The sequence below is a fragment of the Trinickia sp. LjRoot230 genome, from assembly GCF_964253315.1.
In the GTDB taxonomy this organism is placed as follows: Bacteria; Pseudomonadota; Gammaproteobacteria; order Burkholderiales; family Burkholderiaceae; genus Trinickia.
Genome location: NZ_CAXUQX020000001.1, coordinates 190,631 through 209,660 on the forward strand (window position 1 = coordinate 190,631; position 19,030 = coordinate 209,660).

Here is a 19,030-nt window from a genome sequence, read left to right on the forward strand (position 1 = left end):
ACAATGATTCCTCGATCAGACGAAGCTCTGCGCGAGCGAGCCGATCAGCAACTGCCATCCGTCGACGAGCACGAACAGCATCAATTTGAAGGGCAGCGAGATCGTGACCGGCGACACCATCATCATCCCCATCGACATCAGCACGCTTGCCACAACCATGTCGATGATCAGAAACGGAATGAAGATCGTGAAGCCGATCTGAAAACCGGTCTTCAGTTCGCTCGTCACGAATGCCGGAACGAGCAGCGGCAGCGGAACGTCCTCCGGGCCTTGCATAGCCGGCGCATGCGAGATGCGGGCGAAGAGCGCCAGATCCGATTCGCGTGTCTGGCGCAGCATGAACGTCTTGAACGGCGCGACACCGCGCTGCACAGCCGTTTCCATCGGGATCGAGCCGTCCGAAAACGGTTTGTAGCCGTCCTGGTAGGCGCGCTCGAGTACGGGCGACATCACGAACAGCGTCAGAAAGAGCGCGAGGCCCACGAGCACCTGGTTCGGCGGCGTCGTGCTCGTGCCGAGCGCCTGACGCAGCAGCGACAGCACGATGATGATGCGCGTAAAGCTCGTCATCATCAGCACCATGGCCGGCAGGAACGACAGCATCGTGAGCAGCAGCATCGTCTGCACGCTCAGCGAATAAGTCGTGCCGCCGCCCGGGCCAGGGCTGGTCGTGAACGCCGGCAAGCCGGTCGCTTGCGCGAACGTCGACGAGGGCGCCACGATCAATACGAGAAGCGGCAGCGCGGGCGCGACAGCGCGCGCGAGCCGCGCAATGCGGCACAACGACATTTACTTGCCTCCGCCCGAAGGCCGGGAAAAATGCTTTTTGGCCTCACTGCCAAGCGCGGCGCGAAACCGCGAGCCGAACGTGCTCTGCTGTGCGGCGGTTTCGGCTTCGGCGGAGATGCCCGATCCATCAGCACCCGCCTGCGTCGCGTTGACATCGCCGGTAACACTGACACTCACGGAGCCGGCCGGCAGCGTATGCAACAGCCTGACACTGCCGGGCGCGGCGCCCAGCACGAGCCAGGTGTCGCCGATCTCCACGACGGCCACGCGTTCTTTACCGCCGAGCGACACGCCGCCGATCGTTCTTACGATGTTGCCGCGCGCGGACGGCTGCCAGCCAAAGCGGCGAGCGAGCCACGCGCAGGCGAATACGAGGCCGATGACAACGGCGAGGCCCACGAGTGTTTGCAGCACCGCGCCGACGCCCAGCGAGGGCACAGCCGTGCCGGCGCCGACACCGGACGCTATACGCGCGGCGTGATTCACCGCGTTCAGATCGGCGGCGCCTGCGGTGAGGGGTGCGGCCAGCACGGCCGTACCGATCGCCAAGCCCGCCGATACCGCCGCGCGGACCCTGTGCCGACGCACGAGTGATTTCATCGATTCAGCTTCCGAATGCGTTCGGACGGCGTGATGATGTCGGTCAGCCGGATGCCGAACTTGTCGTTGACGACCACCACTTCGCCCTGCGCAATCAAGCAGCCGTTCACGAGCACGTCCATCGGCTCGCCGGCGAGGCCGTCGAGCTCGACGACCGAACCCTGCGCGAGTTGCAGCAGGTTGCGGATCGCGATCTTGGTACGCCCGAGTTCCACGGTCATCTGAACCGGGATGTCGAGGATCATGTCGATGTCGTTGCGCGTCGTGGCGGGCGCGACTTTCGACAGCGGCTGGAATACGCCAGCAGCGGCCGTCGGCGTATCGTTCGAATTTTGCTCGGCAAGCGCGCTGGCCCAGTCGTCAAGACTGGTCTCGTCGTCCGCGGCTGCAGCGGCTTTCTCGGCCTGCGCCGCGGCCGCCAACTGCGCTTCGAGTTCTCGGGCGCCGTCACCGGACGTCACGTTCAGGTCACTCATATCCACCTTCCTTCATCGTTTCTGCCGCGCTGATCATCTTTTGTACGCGCAGCGCGTATTGACCATTGAAAATTCCGTAGCCGCATTCCATGACCGGCACGCCGTCCACTTTCGCGACGATATGCTCAGGAATGTTGATCGGCAGCACATCGCCCGCGCGCATGTTGAGGATGTCCTCGAACGTGACGGGGATCGCGGCCAGATCGGCGGTGAGCTCGACCTCGGCTGCCTGCACTTGTTGCGAGAGCACGCGCACCCAGCGGCGATCGACTTCGAGTGCCTCGCCCTGGATCGGGGAGGACAGGATGTCGCGGATCGGTTCGATCATCGAGTACGGCATGCAGATATGCAGCGTGCCGCCGGTCGGGCCGAATTCGATCGAAAACTGCGTGACGATGACGATCTCGTTCGGCGTCGCGACGTTGGCGAACTGCGTATGCATTTCCGAGCGCATGAATTCGAACTGTAGCGGCCGCACACTTTTCCAGGCGGCCGAGTAGTGGTCGAAAACAAGGTTCAACAGCTTGCCGATGATGCGTTGTTCGGTGACCGTGAAATCGCGCCCTTCGACCCGCGTATGAAAACGCCCGTCGCCGCCGAACAGGTTATCGACCACGAAGAACACGAGGTTCGGGTCGAACACGAAGAGCGATGTGCCACGCAACGGTTTGATGTGAACCAGGTTCAGGTTCGTCGGAATCGGCAAGTTGCGCGTGAATTCGCTGTACTTTTGCACCTTCACCGGGCCGACCGAAATCTCGGCCGTTCGGCGCATGAAGTTGAAGATGCCGATTCGCATCAAACGCGCGAACCGTTCATTGATGATTTCGAGGCCGGGCATCCGGCCGCGAACGATGCGTTCTTGCGTGGCGATGTTGTATGGGCGAACGCCCGCCTTGTCGCCATGCTCGGCATCCGAATCGGATTCGCCGGTTACGCCCTTGAGGAGTGCATCGACTTCCTCTTGGGACATGAACTCTTCGTGGCCCATTCCTTTTCTCGTGCCTCGTTGCGGTTATGAGTTTCGGTTCAGGTTGCGTGACTCGTGAGCTCCGGTGCGTTCGCGTCGCGGCAGACCGGACGACGCATCGCGCTACTGGACCACGAATTCCGTAAACAGCACTTCTTCCACACGGACCGGCGGTGCGCCTGTGTCCGTGGGCTGGCTGATCAGTGTTTTGAGTTCTTGCGCGAGGCTGCGCTTGCCTTCCAGCGTCGAGAGCTCTTCGGGATGCTTGTTCGACAGATCCAACAAAATGCGGCTGCGCAGCTCCGGCATGTGCTCGGTCAAACGCGCCTGCATCTTTTCATCGGCAATCTTGAGCGTGAGGCCCACGCGCAGATAATGCTGGCCGTCATCGGAGAGCAGATTTACCGTCATCGGATCAAGTGCCGCGAACACGGGCGGCGGAGGCGGCGGCGGTGCGGCGGGCTTGGTCGGGCCATGCTTGCCGTTCGCGAGAAAGAAGTACGTGCCGCCCGCCGCAGCGCCTGCCGCCACGAGGGCGATGAGCACGATCAGCACCATGCGTTTCAATTTGCCCGGCTTGGAGGGCGTGACTGTGGGCTGCTGGGTTGCGGTCGTGGTGGCCATGGCAATGTGTTGCGTGTATTCGGTAGGTTGGATTGTTGGCTAAAGCGGGCTTTCGCGATAAGCCGAAAAGAAGGGACATTCGACGCCATCTCGTGCGTTTGCTGCAACCGCATCGCCGCCGGATACGGTTTTCGTGTGAGCAAAGAGCGAGCCCGCCCGGTAGCTTGTTTTCGCTGTGGTGCTGTGAGCTTGCGAAAGCGCCCGGACAAAACGCATGCGGCGCAATACCGCGATAAGGGGCAAGGGCGCGTCGTCGGTAGCGCGCGCTTACGCGAACGTGTCGACGAGGCCTACCGTGCGCCGCGTGTTGATCGTGCTTGTCGTCGCGATGGCCTCGCCGCCGTCGCTCGCGCCATACCGGCTGCCGCGCCCTTTATTGCTGCCGCTGCCTTGCTGGTCACCTTGCTGCTGTCCCGCTTGGCGGGCGAAGCCGTCGCTGACGCTTGCGCTGCCCAGGCCCAGGCCACCCGCTTCGAGCGCGTCGCGCAGTTTCGGCAGCGCGGCCTCCACCGCTTCGCGCACTTGCTGATGCTGTGAGACGAACAAAGCGTGAGCGTGATTGTCGGCCACTTGCAGCACCACCTGCAGCGGGCCCAGATCGCGCGGATTGAGCGTGAGTTCGGCGCTTTGCTGGTGCGCATTCGACAAGAACACGATCTTCTGGCTCAGCGCATCTTCCCAATCGGGTGTGCCGACCTGCGGGGCCAGCGACGCCGCCACGGTCGATCCCGCATTCGTCGTGGCCGCCGAGCCCGCTGCGGTGGCTGCTTGCGCGGCTTGCGAGGCCTGGGCAGCTTGCGCTGCGGCCAGCGCGGCGCGTGCGTCGTCGGCCGTGTCTTTCAGCGTGGCGAAGCTCGCCGCGGCGTCCGGGTTCGAAGCGCCTGCCGCGGTGAGCGCCTGCGCCGCGGCGGCGGTGGCGTCCTGGCCGTTCGCGCCGCCTTGCATCGCCTTGGCCCGTTGCGCCGCGGCGTTCAGCGCGGCGTTGCCGTTCTTGCCGTCGCCGGTCAGCGCGGCGAGGCCCTTCGAGGCGAGCGCAGGGGCGTCGATGCCATTCGTCAGGTTGCCGCTGAGCGCTGCGTTGCCGGTATTGCCGAGTGCGGCCATGCCGCCCGGTGCGGTGGCCGCGACCGCTTGCGTCCCCATTTGCGCGGCAAGCGCGGCTTCGAGCGCCGCGCGGACCGACTTCGGCTGGGCCGTCGTCAACTTCTGTCCGCCCGTCGCCGACACGCCCGCAAGCGCGGGGTCGCCGCCCGCGGCGGTATCGCTCGCGGCGGCGCTGGGCTGCGCGCCGTTTGCTTGTGCTTGTGCTTGAGCCAGTGCCTGAGCTTGAGCTTGAGCTTGAGCTGCGGCGGCGGCTTGGTCGGCGGCACTGGCCGCGCCCGCGCCTTGGGCGGCATCGCTTTGTCCAGCGTCGCGGGCGCCGTCCGCGCGTTTGCCGTTGCCGCTTTTGGCGCTCGACGACGTGCCGTCCGTCGTGCCGGTGCTTGAAGTTGTGTCCGAGTCCGCGCTCTCGTTTGCGGCGTCGCCAGCGGTCGTGCTGCTCGACGCGCCCGCATCGTTCGAAGCAGCTTGGCTGGCGCTATCCGCCGCGCTCGTCGACTTCGATTTCGACTTCGATGCGTCGGCGCTCGAGTTCACGTTGGCGGGCGGGCGTTGCGCGATGATGCTGTTTTGCAGCGTTTGTGCGAACGGCGTCGCCGGCGCGGTGGCGTTCGCCGGCTGGCGAAGCGCATCGGCAGCGCTGCCGGCGCTCGCGCCCGTTGACGAACCGATAAAGGAGAAGAGCGACATGTAAGCCTCTAAATTGCGCGACATCGTCATGGATTGATCGATCGATCGAACCGCGATGCTGCGTCTCAATAAGTTTCAAAGTAGGTACTGCAGCCGGACGACTTCAACCGGCGGTTCACATTCAGTTCACGTCGCTGGTCCGCATCCGCAGTGTTTTGGCGGCGTGCTCGTCGGCTTCGCGCTGCTCGTGCCGCGATGCGACACGCGCATCGGCCGCGTCGCCGCGCGCCTTGAGCACTTCATACGAACCGAGCTTTTGTTTTTGTCTGATCCATTCCGGCTTGGCTGCCTCCACGCGCGAGGTGGCCGTTGTCAACAACCGCCGCTGCTGGTCGATGGCGGAGTCGAGCGTATCGATGAATGCCTGGAAATTGCGCCAGTTTCCGGCGGGCATGCCCGCTTGAGCCGAGTTCGAGAAGCTTGCGTGATACTCGTCGCGATAACGGATCAGAGCGGCAAGCTGCGCTTCGACGTCGGCCCGCTCGCGCTGCACGCGTCCGAGCTGCTTGGCCGCAGCATCGAGGTCGTCTTGCGCGAGACCGATCAGCGTTTTGATCGGGAAATGCTTCGGCATCGTGTGGCTCCTTGATTCAACTCTGATTCCGATTCTTTACTCGAACAGCGCATCCAGCATCGTGAGGCTCGAATCGAACGGTGCGCATTCGCGAAAACCCTGCTGTAAGAACGCTTCGATGCGCGGATAAAGCGCAATTGCCCGGTCCAGCAGCGCATCGCGCCCGCTCGCATAAGCGCCCACGTTAATCAGGTCGCGATTGCGCTGATAACGCGACAACATCTGCTTGAAAACACGCACGCGTTCCAGATGCTTGTCGTCGATCAGTGCTGTCATCGCCCGCGAAATCGATGCTTCGATGTCGATCGCCGGGTAATGTGCTGCTTCCGCGAGCAAACGCGACAGCACGATATGGCCATCGAGAATCGCACGCGCGGCATCGGCGATCGGATCTTGCTGGTCGTCGCCCTCGGTCAGCACCGTATAGAACGCCGTGATCGAACCCCCACCGGCCGGCCCGTTGCCCGTGCGCTCCACGAGCGCCGGCAGTTTGGCGAACACCGATGGCGGATAACCCTTGGTGGCCGGTGGCTCGCCGATGGCCAGTGCGATTTCGCGCTGCGCCATCGCATAGCGCGTGAGCGAGTCCATCAGCAGCAGCACGTGCTTGCCTTGATCGCGAAAGTATTCGGCCAGCGACGTGGCGTATGCCGCGCCTTGCATGCGCAGCAGCGGCGAGACATCTGCGGGCGCGGCGACGACTACCGAGCGCGCGAGTCCGTCTTCGCCCAGAATCTGCTCGATGAACTCCTTCACTTCGCGGCCCCGCTCGCCGATCAGGCCGATCACGATGACTTCCGCGCTCGTATAACGCGCCATTTGCCCCAGCAGCACCGATTTACCGACGCCCGAGCCCGCGAAGAGCCCCATGCGCTGGCCGCGGCCGACGGTCAACAGGCTGTTGATCGCGCGCACGCCGACATCGAGCACCTGTTGGATCGGCTCGCGTTGCAGCGGGTTGATCGACGGTGCCGACAGCGGCGCGTCGGCGTTCGAATCGAGTTCGCCGAGCCCATCGAGCGGGCGACCCGATGCATCGACGACGCGTCCGAGCATGCCCCAGCCCACGGGCAGACGCTTGGCGCCCGCGAGCGGATCGGCGCCCGGCACGCTCTCGCGTGGGAACACGCGTGCGCCGGGCAGCAGGCCGGCAACTTCGGTGGTCGGCATCAGAAACAGGCGGTCCGAGGCGAAGCCAACCACTTCGGCCTCGGCCATCGCGATCGGGCTGCCCGGCGGCAACTCGATCATGCATTCCGAGCCGACGCCGAGACGCAGCCCGACGGCTTCGAGCACGAGCCCCGCCGCGCGCGTGAGCCGCCCGCAGGCCGACAGCGGCCGGGCGAGGGCGTTGCGCTGGCCAAGGCCGTTCAGGCGGGCACGCCAGGCGGCGAGATGCTCGTTCGCGGCGAGCGCGAGGTCAGGCGTGTGCAGCGGCATCCGCAACGACGGGGCGGCGATCGCCTGATTAGCATGCGTATGAGCATGCGGATGCCCATGCGCTGCCGCAGCTCCGGCATGCGCTATCTCAGCCGCCTCGTCCGGGCCGAACGAGGCGAGCGCGAGCTCCACCTCGAGCGGTGACATGCCGCTTGCACGCAGGGCATCAGCCGTTCGTTCTTTCACCATTTGCTCACTTTGCCGAGCGCGGCCGCGACCCGTTCCCAGCGCGTACCGATGTTCGCGTCGATTTCCCCGCTCGCTGCCTGCGCGCGGCAGCCGCCGCGCTCGACGGCCGGATCGGTGCGCACTTGCCAGCCGAGCGCTTCGAGTTCTTCCTTCAAATAGGCTTCGACAACCGGTAAATCGGCCGGGTTGACCACTAATTGCGGCGCGCCGATCAGCGCGGGCTCGGCGGTGAGCACCTCGCGTGCGCAGGCGACCAGCGCCACCGGGTCATGGGCGATATGCTGGCGGACCACTTGCTGGGCGATATCGAGCGCGAGCGCGGCGAGCGTCTCGGACAGCTCCGCCTCGACGCCGCCGAGCGCCGTCTTGAATGCATCGGCGAGCCCCGCGAGCCGGGCTGCTTCGCTCAACGCCTGCTGACGGCCTTTTTCGAAGCCTTGCGCGTGGCCCTGATCGAAACCGGCCTGATAGCCGAGTGCCTGGCCGGCCACATGCCCCGAGGCCAAACCTTGCGCATGAGCCTCGTCGCGAACACGTCGCAGCTCGGCTTCGAGTGCGCGGTCGTCGACGGGCGCGGGCGGCGGAGGCGGGTCGAACGAAGCCATTTCCCAGCGCTGGTACGCCGAGACTTGCCCCTTGACCGGTTGTCCAGAGTTAGACATACGCATCTTCCGCCTTTCCGCCGATCACGATCTGCCCGCTTTCGGCGAGGTTGCGCACAATCTGCAAAATGCGCCGTTGCTGTGTTTCGACTTCCGACACACGCACCGGGCCGCGCGCGTCGAGGTCTTCCGCGAGCAGCTCGGCCGCACGTTGCGACATGTTCGAGAGGAACTTCTGCCGCAGCGCCGGTTGCGCGCCTTTCAGCGAGATGATCAGCGCTTCCGACTCCACTTCCTTGAGCAGCAACTGGATCGCCCGGTCTTCGAGATCGAGCAGGTTTTCGAACACGAACATTTGGTCGACGATCTTCTGCGCCAGATCCGCATCGTATTGCTTGACGTTTTCAAGCACGGACTCCTCGTGCACGCTCGTCATGAAGTTCAGGATTTCGGCCGCCGTGCGGATGCCGCCCATCGGGCTGCGCTTCAAGTTGTCGCTGCCGGAGAGCAGGCCCGTGAGCACATCGTCGAGCTCGCGCAGCGCTTGCGGCTGAATACCGTCGAGCGTCGCGATACGCAGCAAGACGTCGTTGCGCAGCCGCTCCGTGAAGCACGAGAGAATTTCCGAGGCCTGATCGCGGTCCAGATGCACGAGGATCGTCGCGATGATCTGCGGGTGCTCGTTCTTGATGAGTTCGGCCACGGCGGGCGAATCCATCCACTTGAGCCCTTCGATGCCGCTCGTGTCGCTTCCTTGCAAGATGCGGTCGATCAGCACGCCGGCCTTGTCCTCGCCGAGCGCCTTCGTCAGCACCGAGCGGATGTAGTCGCCCGAATCGAGCGACATGGCCGTGTGCTGCTCGGCTTCCTTCACGAAATCCTGCAGCACGATTTCCACCTGCTCGCGCGTCACGTTCTTGAGCGACGCCATGGCCGCGCCGATCTTCTGCACCTCGCGCGGGCCGAGGAACTTGAATACCTGAGCGGCTTCTTCTTCGCCGAGCGACATCAGAAGAAGCGCGCTTTTGTTGACGCCTTCAGCGCTCATCGGACACCCAATTCTTGACAACGGTTGCTACGATCTTCGGATCCTTGCGGGCGATGGTCCGCGCGTAATCAAGGTTCCGCTCGAATTTCTGCTTCTCGTTTTCGAACGCGAGCAGGTTGATTTCCATTTCGTCGCTATGCTCGATCGCGTTCGTGACCGGCGACGGCGCATTCGGAATGCCGTCGAGCAGGACTGGCTCGTCGGGCGAGCCGATGCCGTTGGCGCCCGTCGTCGCCCCGGCTTCGCCGTGCGCCGGCTGCGGCGCAAAGGCGCGCCGCACCGCGGGCTTGACCATCGTCAGATAGAGCACGAGCGCCACGATGCCGATGCCGATCCATTTCGCCACTTGAACCGCCAGCGCAATCATGTCGGGCTGGCGCCACCACGGCACGTTCGCAAGCGGATCTTCCTCGGTCGAGAACGTGCTGTTCACGACGTTGACCGAATCGCCGCGCTTCGCGTCGTAGCCCATCGCGTCCTTCACCAACTGGCTGACCTTCGCAAGCTCGTCAGCCGAGATCGGCTGCATCGTCACGTGACCCTTCGCATCGACCACGCGCTTGTAATTGATGACGACCGCCGCCGACAGTCGCTTGACGCTGCCCATCGCCTGTTCGACGTGCGAAATATGCTTGTCGAGTTCGTAATTGGTCGTCGCGTCCTTGCGTTCGGACAGCGGAGCGGCCGTGCTCGCCGCGCTCGTGCCGCTGGCAGCGACGATCGGTGCAGATGCCGGCTGCGGCGGCGTGTTCGACAGTGCGCCCGGTACGCCGCCGGCGCCCTGTTGGCCCAGTTCGGTCGCCGAACTCGTTTGCTGGCTGCGAATGGCTGCTTGTTGCTGATTGCCGTTCGGGCCGTAGGTTTCGGCCGTTTGCTCGGTCTGTGAGAAATCGATGTCAGCGCTCACTTGCGAATGCGCATTGCCCGCACCAAAAAGGGGCGCAAGGATCGCGTCGATGCGTCGCTGCGTGTTGTGCTCGACCTGCTGGACATATTTGAGTTGCGTGGCGTCAAGGCCGTTGCCCGACGACGGTTGAGTCAGCAGGTTGCCGTCCTGATCGACCACGGTGACGTTCTTGAACGGCAACTGCGGCACGCTCGAGGCGACCATCCGCGTGATGGCGGCGACCTGACCTTCGTCGAGCGTACGGCCCGGATACAAATTGACGAGCACCGAGGCCGACGGCGCTTCCCGTTCGCGCACGAACACGGTCGGCTTCGGAATAGCGAGGTGCACACGCGCCTGACGCACGACGGAGATCGATTGGATGGTCCGCTCCAGTTCGCCTTCGAGCGCGCGCTGATAGTTGATCTGCTCGGCGAACTGGCTGATGCCGAATTTTTCGTGGTCCATCAACTCCATGCCGACCGAGCCACTCTTGGGCAGGCCCTGCGAGGCGAGCCGCAAACGCACTTCCGCAACTTGTTCCGACGGCACGAGGATCGCGCTCCCGCTATCGGACAGCTTGTACGGAACGTTGGCTTGCTGCAATGCGGCAACGATGGATCCGCCGTCCTGATCGGACAAATTGCTGTAGAGCACGCGGTAATCGGGCGAGCGGGTCCACAGGATCAGCGCGGCGACGACGGCAATCAGAACGGCGACCGCGAAAATGAGCGGCGCACGCGGGTTGCCGCGCATCTGCGAAAGCGACGACAGGCGCTGCGCGAAGCCGCCGGCATCGGCGCCGCCTGCCACGGCCGAGCCTGGCAACGCGGCGGCTGCCGCTGCGCCTGGCTGAGCGCCCGCGAGGCTCATGCGAGCGTCGGGGTTAATCAAAGAATTGGCCTGCGAATCCATGCGTCGGGGTTCTCCGGGATGCGGGGGTGGCCGGTCGGCGCCGTATACAGTAAGTGCCCGGTAAATGCGGCAAGTACGGCAAGCGGGTGCGGACGGACACTTTCACGAAGAGGATTATCACCAGCGGCAAGTGGCGGCCATCAGTCGAATAGAGCCGGGTTTTCCCCCTAGTTTCGCGGGTTTGCGAAACGGGCCGCTGCTATGCTCTTTTCCGTGATCGGTAGTGTCCTGCGCAGCGTGCGAGGGGTTGGCCGAGGCACGTTTTCTCTTTCGTTTTCTCTTTTTCCTTCATGGAGACAGCATGACTGTGCCAGTCAATCCGCTCGCATCGGCGCTCCAACAGATGCGGACGATGGCGGCCGAAGCGGCCGGCGGCGCGAATTCGGCCTTGTCCGCGGCTGCGTCCGGCCAGGCGGCGGGCGCTGGCGGCGTCGGCAGTTTCGCTTCCGCGCTCAAGAGCTCGCTCGACAAGATCAGCGGCGATCAGCAAAAGGCGATCGGCGAAGCGCAGGCCTTCGAGCTGGGCGCCTCGAATGTGTCGCTCAATGACGTGATGGTCGATATGCAAAAGGCCAATGTCGGGTTCCAATTTGGCTTGCAGGTGCGCAACAAACTCGTCACGGCCTACAACGAGATCATGCAGATGTCGGTTTGACGTTGGTTTGACGTCAAGCCGTTCTCATTCGTCTAAAGCTTTCTCCCGGTTAATCCGATAACAGCGTTATCTGTGCGGCGCGTGAAGCGTGCCCGCGGAATTACCGCAACCGTTGAACTAAAGGAGAGGCGCCGATGTTTTCCCAAGGACACGCTGGAGCGAGCGCGTACGCGCGCGTCGGCGTCGAGACAGGGGTGATGGGCGCGAATCCGCATCGTCTGATCCTGATGCTCTACCAGGGCGCTCGGCAGGCGATCGCGCAGGCCCGCATGCATTTGCAGCAGGGCAATATCGGCCCTCGCGGCGAAGCGATCAGCAAGGCGCTCGCCATTATCGGCAGCGGGCTGCAGGCCTCGCTGAACCAGGAAGTGGGTGGCGAAGTCGCTATGCGGCTGGACGCGCTCTATAGCTACATGACCCGGCGTCTTTTGCAGGCCAACATCGAGCAAAGCGATACGATGCTCGTCGAGGTGGATGGTCTGCTGGCGACACTCGAGGAGGCATGGATCGGCATCGGCGCGGAAGTGGCCCGAACTGCAAGCCAAGGTCTCCCGGAAGTACAACGATGAAAGTCAAAGCAGACTATTTCGAGCATTACGAGGCGATTGCTGCCATATCGGCCCGGATGCTCGCGGCGGCGCGTGCGGCGTTATGGAACGACTTGATCGAGCTGCAACAGGAGTACCGTGCGCTCGTCGACATGCTGCGCGATATCGATCCGGGCGTGCCGCTCGACGAGCACGAGCGTTTGCGCAAGTACGATCTGATTCGCAAGATCCTCGCCGACGATGCCGCCATTCGCGATTTGGCCAACCCGAGCATGGCGCGATTGTCCGCATTTTTCTCATCGCGTCGCCCAGCGTATCTGCTCAAGGAATTGTTCGGCATGCGCTAGGCGTTGGTGCGCTTTTTCAGCTTTTTTCCGCTAACCATCGACGCTTTGCGCGCCGCCCGTTCGGATTATCAGACGGGCTCGTAAAGGACGCGGTATGACAGGAATCGACTCCGCGCTCGCCGCCGTGCTGGCCAGTCGCATCGATAGCCTTATCGACAACGTCGCGGCGGGCGCCCGCACGAGCGCGACGCAAACCGGCGCCTCGACGCAAGCGGGCGACCTGCGTGCGGCGCCGGCGGGTGCCGCCCCGATTGTCGATACGACGCCGCCTGCATCCGCGCAAGCTACGCTCTCCGAAGTCGGCCTGACGCTCGATGCCATTTCCCGGCTTGGCGGCGAGGCAACGCCGGTCGTGGTCGGCGAGGCGCCGATCTGGCCCGCGCCACCAGCTATCGAAGCGCCGTTGGCGGGGCAAAGCGGGCTCTTCGCTCAGGCGGCCGCCGGCCAGGCCAGGGCCCATCCGCCCGAAACCGGGGCGCGGGCAGACGCAGCGGCGGCGCGTGCCACGGGCACTGCGGCTACAGCGACGACTGCCGCCGCAACGACCTCCGCAAGCTTGCCGGTCGGCGCACTCGCTACTGCGTTGGCGCGCACCGTTGCCGAAACCGGCCTCTTTTACGAATCGCATCTCGCGCAGTGGCTGGGGGGCAGCTATCCCGCCGAAGCGCTCCTCAACGAGCCGCAAACCCGCATCGCTGCGCAAGCCGTTCAGCTTCCGCTCGATTGGGCCGAGTCGGATGCGGGCTCGCCATGGTCATCCGATGCGCAATTGAGCGGGTGGAGCAGTGCGACGGCGAACGCGGGTGCTGCCGGCTCGTTCGTGCCGCCTCATGCCGCCGCTGCGCAATCGCTTGCTTCGACGCTGGCCGCACAGGCCCGCGCCGATGCCGGCGCCTACGCGGGTGCGCGGCAGCTGCCGGGCTTCGCTGGTCAGAACGACGGGCCGGGCGGCGGACCTTCGGGCACCGGCACGCGGGCCGGCGAGACGTTGGCGGCGCCTGCGTCGATTGCGGCGTCCATTCATCCGGCCACGATTGCGCTGGTGCGTCAGCAGCTCGATCTGCTTGCAACGGAGCAATTTCGTTGGACCGGGGAGGTGTGGCCCGGCGCGAAACTTGACTGGATGATCGAACCGGAACCGGACCGTCGTCGTCGTCCACGGGGCGAACAAGACGATGCCGATGATCGGGCGTGGCGCACGCGCGTGACGCTGGCCCTGCCGACGCTTGGCACCGTGGATGCCGATCTTGTGCTCAAAGGGACCCAACTGATCGTCCGCGTCCAGGCGAGCCCGACCGGTGCGGCTCGGCTTGCAACGGGCGGTGCCGCCTTTGGACGTCGCTTACAGGCGGCGGGCATCGAGCTGGCGGGGTTGTCGATTCGCGAGATCGGCGGTGGCACGCCGGCCGGCGGCGCCGGGGTTGCAGCGACGTCTGCGTACGCGCGGGCGGCTGCGGCCGATGCCGAAGCGCACGAAGTGCATGAACCTGATAACGTGAGTAACGCGAATAACGCCGATGCCAGCAGCAAAGCGAACCAAGCGGCAAGCGTGGCCGGCGGCGAGACCGCATCGGCTCGTGCGGCGCCGCCGGCCGCGGGCGGGGCGCGCGGGGCGTCGCCCCTCGATCGTCTGCTGGGCGATCCATTCGACTGGGAGGGCGCATGAGTCGCCGCACGCGCCGCCACAGTGCCGCAGCGCTTGCCTATGACGCCAAGTCACCCGACGGCGCACCGCGTGTCGTGGCGAAGGGCTACGGACTCGTCGCCGACATGATCGTCCAGCGCGCGCAGGAAGCCGGACTCTACGTGCATCGCGCGCCGGAAATGGTGTCGCTGCTGATGCAGGTCGATCTCGATTCGCAGATCCCACCGCAGCTCTACCAAGCCGTGGCCGAGTTGCTGGCTTGGCTTTACCGTCTCGAAAGCGGTGCGGCTGAACCGGTGGAACCCGCCGAACCGGAAACGTCGGCGCCCGCGGCAGCGCCGCGCACACCGCCCGTGCAGGCTGCGCACCCAAGGCCGGATGACGGCACCGGGCGATACCCGCTGCTTGCGCCAGACTGACAAAGGCCGCGCGCGGCTCAGCAATAACGCTGCGAGCCTGCTCGATGCGCGGCGTGCACGTGCCCCTTGATCACCGTGACTCTGCGTTCGTCAGCCCGCTTCGCGCGGCCTGCGCTCGCCATGCGCAACAACGCATCGACTACGCCAACACCTTCATGGCTCGTGAGCGGAACCTGCATCGACGAATGCTTGTAGGCCAGCAGCCAGTCGACGAGGACACCATCGCTGGCTAGTTCCGCGACCAGATCCTCGAGAAAGTCTTGTTTGCCCAGTTGGCAGCCCTTGAGCGCGATCAGCCCGGCGCGGCGCAACCCGTAGCGATGCAACAAGGCGGCGAGTGCTTGGGGTCCGCGGTGCTGTCCGTTGATCGTCAGGGTGTAGGGGCTGCCGTGACTGACAACGATCAGCTTCGTTTCGGCGTCCGCGATGTCGAGGCAATTGCCGCTCAGTGGCGTATAGCCCGGCGTGGGCTGAGTGGAAAAGCACAAGTGCGGTGGGATCAGGTATCGGTTTTTCCAGTTATTCGCATCCCATCGGATGATCCGATCACGGGGGTCGAGCAGCAGCAGGATCGCTTTTTCCCATTTCATCGATTGTCTCGTGACGGCAGTAGTTCAAAGAACCGCCGATGTTAAGCGCCGGGAGCAACCGTGTTCTAGGTGAAATTTCCGACAAACCGAACAGAAGCCAGAAGCGGCGGTTTGGCGGCGCGCGGTGCCGCCAAACGACCTCGCGCGCACGGGTGAACAATCAGTGAGCAATCAGATCAGAACTTGGCGCCCCACGCCTTCCAAGATTTCGCGCCTTTGCCGGGGGGCGCCGATTCAGCCACAGCCGCATGGAGCACCGACGGCTCGGGTGGCAACGGAACATCGCCCGCCGAGCCTGCGTCGTCGCCCGCCATGCGCGCGGCGAAACGCTTGACGAAAGCGTCAGCCACTTTGAGCAGCGAGCCGTCCGAGCCGCTCATTTGATCCTGCGCCGTGCAGGATAACGTTGTCGAAGCCTCGCCGTCGGCTTCGAGTTGCAACTGGGCGCCCGCCTCGCTGCCCGCGTCGTTCTGAAAGCGCAGCGTGCAGGCGCGCGGCGCTTCGACGTCGGTCATGCGGACATGTCCCGCAAATCGCGCTCTGACCCCGTCGAGCGACGTATTGACGGTGAACGCGAACGCCTTCGTCCCATCCGCATGAAGTTGCTCGCACCCCGGGATCGATGCGCGAAGCACCTCCGCATCGGTGAGCGCGTCCCACGCGCGTTGGGCAGGCACGGGCAGCTTGTAGCTCTGCGTTAATTCCATTGCTGTCTCCCTCGTCAAGGTCATGAAGGGGCGACCGGCAAGCGCCGGACACCCCCATTATGAACTTTGCTCGGGCGGCTGGTTCGCAGCCGGTTGCCGCACGTTGCTCGCTTCGTGCGCGCGAGGCTTAATGCGCGCTGACCGCAAGCAGCGAGCGACGGCGCGAATAGCCGAAATAGATCGTCAGGCCGATGGCGAGCCAGACCAGGAATGCGACCCAGGTGATCCACTGCAGATTCGCCATCAGGAACACGCAGGCGGCGACGGCAAGCATCGGCAGCACGGGCACGCCTGGACAACGGAATGCGCGGGGCAGCTCGGGGTGCGTGCGCCGCAGGATGAGTACCGCGATCGAGACCATCGAAAAGGCCGCAAGCGTGCCGATGTTGATCAGTTCGGCGAGTACGTCGAGCGGCACGAGGGCACCGATCGACCCGAAGAAGAGGCCGACGATCCAGGTCGTCTTGAACGGCGTGGCGAAGCGCGGATGCACGTTCGAGAGCGACTTCGGCAACAGGCCGTCGCGCGACATCGCGAAGATGATGCGGGTCTGGCCGTAGCTCATCACGAGGATGACCGTGAGCATGCCGAGCACCGCGCCGAGGTCGATGAAGCCCGCGACCCATTTTTCGCCTGCGACTTGCAGCGCGTACGACACCGGATGCGAGACGCCCGCGAACTGCGCGGACGGCACGATGCCCGTCACGACGGCCGCCACGGCCACATAGAGCACCGCGCAAACCCCCAGCGACGCGATGATGCCGATCGGTAGATCGCGCTTCGGGTCTTTCACTTCTTCGGCCGCGGACGAGACTGAATCGAAGCCGATGAACGCGAAGAACATTACGGCAGCCGCGCCGAACACGCCGTGCCAGCCGTTAGTCATGAACGGGTGCCAGTTGGCCGGTTGGACGTGGAATGCTCCGACCGCGATGACGGCGAGCACCACGGTGACCTTGATCGCAACCATCGCGTTGTTGATCCGCGTGGACTCGCGCACGCCGACGGACAGCAACGTGGTGATGACCATCATGACCAGGAAGGCCGGCAGATTGAAAAGCGTGAACGTGCCAGGCACGGTGCCGGGTGCTGCGCTCAGTATGACGGGCACTTTCAGGCCAAAGCCCGCCAGTAGCGACTGCAGATAGCCGGACCACCCGACGGAAACGGCCGATGTGGCGAGGCCGTATTCGAGCATCAGGTCCCAGCCGATGATCCAGGCCGCGAGCTCGCCGAGCGTCGCGTAGGAGTAGGTATAGATGGAACCGGCGACGGGGATGGTCGAGGCAAATTCGGCGTAGGCAAGGCCCGCGAGCCCACAGGCGATCGCGGCGATCACGAACGAAACCATTAGCGCGGGGCCGGCCTGGACGGCACCGGTGCCTGTCAGCACGAAAATGCCGGTGCCGATGATGGCGCCGATGCCGAGGAAGGTCAGGTCGAGCGCGCCGAGCGCCTTTCTGAGGCCGGTTTGCTCGGCGCCGGCGATCATCTGCTCGACATTCTTTTTACGAAAAAGGGACATGAAAGGCGGTCTCCGGAATGCACCGGGAAGGTGCGCGCGCTGGCCACGCGGAAGGCTGGCATTCTAGCGGATGTTGGTGGAGAGACGCGCCAAAAGCAGAAAAACTAGAATATTCGGCTAGTCGGGCACTAAAGAGGTGCATGCGAAGCGGACGGCTCGCCACTCAAGCCATTCATGACAGGGTTGAAATCAACGAGACGGTTGCTCATCACGTAAAAAGTCAACTCGGCGTTATTACGCAGCTTCATTTTCTCGAGCAGCCGCGTGCGATAAACGCTGACGGTTTTCACCGACAGCGAAAGTGCATGCGCGATGTCGGTCAGCCGTTTGCCCGACGCCAGCAGGCAAAGCGTCTGATATTCACGGTCCGAGAGTTTTTCATGCGGCAATTGGTCGCTATCGAACGACACGTAATCGGCGAGCGCTTCCGCAAGCGCCGGGCTCACATATTTGCGGCCGGCCGCCACTTGGCGGATCGCCTCGATCATTTGCGGCGCGGTGACCGCCTTGGAAAGATAACCGGCCGCACCCGCTTTCAGCGAGCGCACCGCGTACTGGTCCTCGCGGAACATCGAGAACATCATCACCGGCGTGCGTGGTGCTCGGCGCTTCATGCGCTTGAGAACCTCGACGCCGTTCATGTCAGGTAGCGAAATGTCGAGCAGCACGACGTCAAATGGATGGTCGCTATCGAGGCTCGACAGTGCGTGTACGCCGCTGTCGGCTTCGACGACTTCGTGCGCCACGCCGTGATTGAGCAACAACTGACGCACGCCTTGGCGCACGATCGCATGGTCGTCCACGAGCAAGATGCGCAATGTCATTCCTTAGTTCACCGCCGTGGCGCCGCGCGTGCCTGATGCTGCGCTCGTAGCCGCGCCGTAGAGGTCGAGAATCGCCGACCAGCCGAAGCGCGCCCGCACCGTTGTGCCCGCGGCATCGGCACGATGCGCGACGATGCGCAAGCTGCCGTCGAATGCCTCGCAGCGCGCCCGCATGCCCGCGAGCCCGAAGCCCACACTGAGCGCGTCAGCCGCCGCACGATGACGGCGGCGCATGCCGCGGCCGTCATCGCGAACGATCAGCGTCAAGTAACGGGCATCGGTTTGAATCCGCACATCCACGCACGCGGCGCCCGCATGCTTGGCGACGTTGCTGAGCGCTTCTTGCGCGACGCGAAAAATGGCGAGCGCGGCGCCCTGAGACACCTGCGTGAGCCGCAAGTCGGCCGAGCAGACAAAGCTTGTGCGCAAGCCGGTGCGTTCAGTGAAGGCGCGCGTCCATTGCGAAAGCGCACTGAGGACGCCGCCATCGAAATGCGGCGCATGCAGCTCCGAGACGACCCGGTGCGTCGCTTCGCAGGCGGCCTCGAGCGAGGTTTGCGCGACGTCGAACGCATTGTGAGAACCCGCGTTCGCCGCTGCCGCGACGCTCGGCTGCAGGCCCGCAAGCGCAAAACGTGCCGCCGTCAATTCGGCGCCGACGCCGTCATGCAGTTCGCGGGCCAAATGCACGCGAGCCGCTTCGCAGGCCACCACGAGTTCGCTGGCGAGTTCCCGCACTCGCGCGCGCAAACGCGCAAGTTCCGCGGCGCGCAGCTCGGAAGCTCGCACGCTTGCGTCAAGCGAGACGATCATCGACGAGTCCATGTTTTTCCCCGCCCCGTGCTAATTAGTCAGACGTTAATGCA

21 protein-coding genes are annotated in these 19,030 nt (G+C 64.4%); 5 read left to right on the top strand and 16 right to left on the bottom strand.

Annotated elements, in window-relative coordinates:
- Nucleotides 1-15: 15 nt before the first annotated feature.
- The 11 genes from fliP to fliF all read right to left on the bottom strand — a co-directional run bounded on the left by fliP (nucleotide 16) and on the right by fliF (nucleotide 10,904).
- Entirely contained in the window at nucleotides 16-789 is a 774-nt protein-coding gene (fliP, locus tag ACSQ20_RS00855; RefSeq protein WP_436016569.1) for a flagellar type III secretion system pore protein FliP, read from the bottom strand.
- Nucleotides 790-1,389, bottom strand: coding sequence for a flagellar biosynthetic protein FliO (fliO, locus tag ACSQ20_RS00860; protein ID WP_436016571.1), 600 nt, complete (start codon nucleotides 1,387-1,389; stop codon nucleotides 790-792). It abuts the gene before it with no gap.
- Entirely contained in the window at nucleotides 1,386-1,865 is a 480-nt protein-coding gene (gene fliN, locus ACSQ20_RS00865; RefSeq protein WP_436016573.1) for a flagellar motor switch protein FliN, read from the bottom strand. Before fliN ends, fliO begins: the two co-directional genes overlap by 4 nt.
- The gene (gene fliM / locus ACSQ20_RS00870; RefSeq protein WP_436016575.1) at nucleotides 1,858-2,856 is read right to left on the bottom strand and encodes a flagellar motor switch protein FliM; all 999 of its coding nucleotides are present in this window, start codon (nucleotides 2,854-2,856) and stop codon (nucleotides 1,858-1,860) included. Before fliM ends, fliN begins: the two co-directional genes overlap by 8 nt.
- A 102-nt stretch (nucleotides 2,857-2,958) precedes the next feature.
- Nucleotides 2,959-3,459, bottom strand: coding sequence for a flagellar basal body-associated protein FliL (gene fliL / locus ACSQ20_RS00875; protein WP_436016577.1), 501 nt, complete (start codon nucleotides 3,457-3,459; stop codon nucleotides 2,959-2,961).
- A gap of 267 nt (nucleotides 3,460-3,726) precedes the next feature.
- Nucleotides 3,727-5,250 (bottom strand): flagellar hook-length control protein FliK, encoded by a 1,524-nt coding sequence (locus tag ACSQ20_RS00880; protein ID WP_436016579.1) that lies wholly within the window; start codon nucleotides 5,248-5,250, stop codon nucleotides 3,727-3,729.
- A gap of 121 nt (nucleotides 5,251-5,371) precedes the next feature.
- On the bottom strand, nucleotides 5,372-5,824 hold the full coding sequence (fliJ, locus tag ACSQ20_RS00885) for a flagellar export protein FliJ (protein WP_436016581.1): 453 nt from the start codon (nucleotides 5,822-5,824) through the stop codon (nucleotides 5,372-5,374).
- A 36-nt stretch (nucleotides 5,825-5,860) separates the two neighbouring features.
- Nucleotides 5,861-7,453 carry a flagellar protein export ATPase FliI gene (gene fliI / locus ACSQ20_RS00890; RefSeq protein ID WP_436016583.1) on the bottom strand — a complete coding sequence of 531 codons (1,593 nt, stop codon included), beginning with the start codon at nucleotides 7,451-7,453 and terminating at the stop codon, nucleotides 5,861-5,863.
- Complete coding sequence (fliH, locus tag ACSQ20_RS00895) at nucleotides 7,447-8,121, bottom strand: flagellar assembly protein FliH (protein WP_436016585.1); 675 nt, start codon at nucleotides 8,119-8,121, stop codon at nucleotides 7,447-7,449. The genes fliI and fliH overlap by 7 nt, the downstream gene beginning before the upstream one ends.
- Complete coding sequence (fliG, locus tag ACSQ20_RS00900) at nucleotides 8,108-9,103, bottom strand: flagellar motor switch protein FliG (RefSeq protein WP_436016587.1); 996 nt, start codon at nucleotides 9,101-9,103, stop codon at nucleotides 8,108-8,110. The genes fliH and fliG overlap by 14 nt, the downstream gene beginning before the upstream one ends.
- Complete coding sequence (gene fliF, locus ACSQ20_RS00905) at nucleotides 9,093-10,904, bottom strand: flagellar basal-body MS-ring/collar protein FliF (RefSeq protein ID WP_436016589.1); 1,812 nt, start codon at nucleotides 10,902-10,904, stop codon at nucleotides 9,093-9,095. The genes fliG and fliF overlap by 11 nt, the downstream gene beginning before the upstream one ends.
- A gap of 301 nt (nucleotides 10,905-11,205) precedes the next feature.
- Between fliF and fliE the strand changes: the two genes are divergently transcribed.
- The 5 genes from fliE (at nucleotide 11,206) to ACSQ20_RS00930 (ending at nucleotide 14,518) form a co-directional block, all read left to right on the top strand.
- Nucleotides 11,206-11,559 (top strand): flagellar hook-basal body complex protein FliE, encoded by a 354-nt coding sequence (gene fliE, locus ACSQ20_RS00910; RefSeq protein WP_436016591.1) that lies wholly within the window; start codon nucleotides 11,206-11,208, stop codon nucleotides 11,557-11,559.
- A gap of 134 nt (nucleotides 11,560-11,693) precedes the next feature.
- Nucleotides 11,694-12,128 carry a flagellar export chaperone FliS gene (gene fliS, locus ACSQ20_RS00915; RefSeq protein WP_436016593.1) on the top strand — a complete coding sequence of 145 codons (435 nt, stop codon included), beginning with the start codon at nucleotides 11,694-11,696 and terminating at the stop codon, nucleotides 12,126-12,128.
- Nucleotides 12,125-12,454 (top strand): flagellar protein FliT, encoded by a 330-nt coding sequence (locus ACSQ20_RS00920; protein WP_436016595.1) that lies wholly within the window; start codon nucleotides 12,125-12,127, stop codon nucleotides 12,452-12,454. Before fliS ends, ACSQ20_RS00920 begins: the two co-directional genes overlap by 4 nt.
- A 94-nt stretch (nucleotides 12,455-12,548) precedes the next feature.
- Nucleotides 12,549-14,120, top strand: coding sequence for a flagellar hook-length control protein FliK (gene fliK, locus ACSQ20_RS00925; RefSeq protein ID WP_436016597.1), 1,572 nt, complete (start codon nucleotides 12,549-12,551; stop codon nucleotides 14,118-14,120).
- Nucleotides 14,117-14,518, top strand: coding sequence for an EscU/YscU/HrcU family type III secretion system export apparatus switch protein (locus tag ACSQ20_RS00930; protein WP_436016599.1), 402 nt, complete (start codon nucleotides 14,117-14,119; stop codon nucleotides 14,516-14,518). Before fliK ends, ACSQ20_RS00930 begins: the two co-directional genes overlap by 4 nt.
- A 17-nt stretch (nucleotides 14,519-14,535) precedes the next feature.
- On the opposite strand, the gene ACSQ20_RS00935 is transcribed toward ACSQ20_RS00930, so the two are convergent.
- The 5 genes from ACSQ20_RS00935 to ACSQ20_RS00955 form a co-directional block, all read right to left on the bottom strand.
- Nucleotides 14,536-15,108, bottom strand: coding sequence for a hypothetical protein (locus ACSQ20_RS00935; protein WP_436016601.1), 573 nt, complete (start codon nucleotides 15,106-15,108; stop codon nucleotides 14,536-14,538).
- Nucleotides 15,109-15,284: 176 nt separating this feature from the next.
- Nucleotides 15,285-15,815, bottom strand: a complete 531-nt coding sequence (locus tag ACSQ20_RS00940) for a CoxG family protein (RefSeq protein ID WP_436016602.1) — start codon at nucleotides 15,813-15,815, stop codon at nucleotides 15,285-15,287.
- A 127-nt stretch (nucleotides 15,816-15,942) separates the two neighbouring features.
- Entirely contained in the window at nucleotides 15,943-17,340 is a 1,398-nt protein-coding gene (locus ACSQ20_RS00945) for an amino acid permease (protein ID WP_436016604.1), read from the bottom strand.
- Between the two features lie 128 nt (nucleotides 17,341-17,468).
- The gene (rqpR, locus tag ACSQ20_RS00950) at nucleotides 17,469-18,164 is read right to left on the bottom strand and encodes a response regulator transcription factor RqpR (RefSeq protein WP_436016606.1); all 696 of its coding nucleotides are present in this window, start codon (nucleotides 18,162-18,164) and stop codon (nucleotides 17,469-17,471) included.
- A gap of 3 nt (nucleotides 18,165-18,167) precedes the next feature.
- Entirely contained in the window at nucleotides 18,168-18,977 is an 810-nt protein-coding gene (locus ACSQ20_RS00955; RefSeq protein WP_436016608.1) for a sensor histidine kinase, read from the bottom strand.
- Nucleotides 18,978-19,030: the final 53 nt, after the last annotated feature.

Coding starts and splice junctions, on each gene's coding strand:
- fliP (WP_436016569.1), bottom strand. CDS start 789: ATGTCGTTGTGCCGCATTGCGCGGCTCGCGCGCGCTGTCGCGCCCGCG.
- fliO (WP_436016571.1), bottom strand. CDS start 1,389: ATGAAATCACTCGTGCGTCGGCACAGGGTCCGCGCGGCGGTATCGGCG.
- fliN (WP_436016573.1), bottom strand. CDS start 1,865: ATGAGTGACCTGAACGTGACGTCCGGTGACGGCGCCCGAGAACTCGAA.
- fliM (WP_436016575.1), bottom strand. CDS start 2,856: ATGGGCCACGAAGAGTTCATGTCCCAAGAGGAAGTCGATGCACTCCTC.
- fliL (WP_436016577.1), bottom strand. CDS start 3,459: ATGGCCACCACGACCGCAACCCAGCAGCCCACAGTCACGCCCTCCAAG.
- ACSQ20_RS00880 (WP_436016579.1), bottom strand. CDS start 5,250: ATGTCGCTCTTCTCCTTTATCGGTTCGTCAACGGGCGCGAGCGCCGGC.
- fliJ (WP_436016581.1), bottom strand. CDS start 5,824: ATGCCGAAGCATTTCCCGATCAAAACGCTGATCGGTCTCGCGCAAGAC.
- fliI (WP_436016583.1), bottom strand. CDS start 7,453: ATGGTGAAAGAACGAACGGCTGATGCCCTGCGTGCAAGCGGCATGTCA.
- fliH (WP_436016585.1), bottom strand. CDS start 8,121: ATGCGTATGTCTAACTCTGGACAACCGGTCAAGGGGCAAGTCTCGGCG.
- fliG (WP_436016587.1), bottom strand. CDS start 9,103: ATGAGCGCTGAAGGCGTCAACAAAAGCGCGCTTCTTCTGATGTCGCTC.
- fliF (WP_436016589.1), bottom strand. CDS start 10,904: ATGGATTCGCAGGCCAATTCTTTGATTAACCCCGACGCTCGCATGAGC.
- fliE (WP_436016591.1), top strand. CDS start 11,206: ATGACTGTGCCAGTCAATCCGCTCGCATCGGCGCTCCAACAGATGCGG.
- fliS (WP_436016593.1), top strand. CDS start 11,694: ATGTTTTCCCAAGGACACGCTGGAGCGAGCGCGTACGCGCGCGTCGGC.
- ACSQ20_RS00920 (WP_436016595.1), top strand. CDS start 12,125: ATGAAAGTCAAAGCAGACTATTTCGAGCATTACGAGGCGATTGCTGCC.
- fliK (WP_436016597.1), top strand. CDS start 12,549: ATGACAGGAATCGACTCCGCGCTCGCCGCCGTGCTGGCCAGTCGCATC.
- ACSQ20_RS00930 (WP_436016599.1), top strand. CDS start 14,117: ATGAGTCGCCGCACGCGCCGCCACAGTGCCGCAGCGCTTGCCTATGAC.
- ACSQ20_RS00935 (WP_436016601.1), bottom strand. CDS start 15,108: ATGAAATGGGAAAAAGCGATCCTGCTGCTGCTCGACCCCCGTGATCGG.
- ACSQ20_RS00940 (WP_436016602.1), bottom strand. CDS start 15,815: ATGGAATTAACGCAGAGCTACAAGCTGCCCGTGCCTGCCCAACGCGCG.
- ACSQ20_RS00945 (WP_436016604.1), bottom strand. CDS start 17,340: ATGTCCCTTTTTCGTAAAAAGAATGTCGAGCAGATGATCGCCGGCGCC.
- rqpR (WP_436016606.1), bottom strand. CDS start 18,164: ATGACATTGCGCATCTTGCTCGTGGACGACCATGCGATCGTGCGCCAA.
- ACSQ20_RS00955 (WP_436016608.1), bottom strand. CDS start 18,977: ATGATCGTCTCGCTTGACGCAAGCGTGCGAGCTTCCGAGCTGCGCGCC.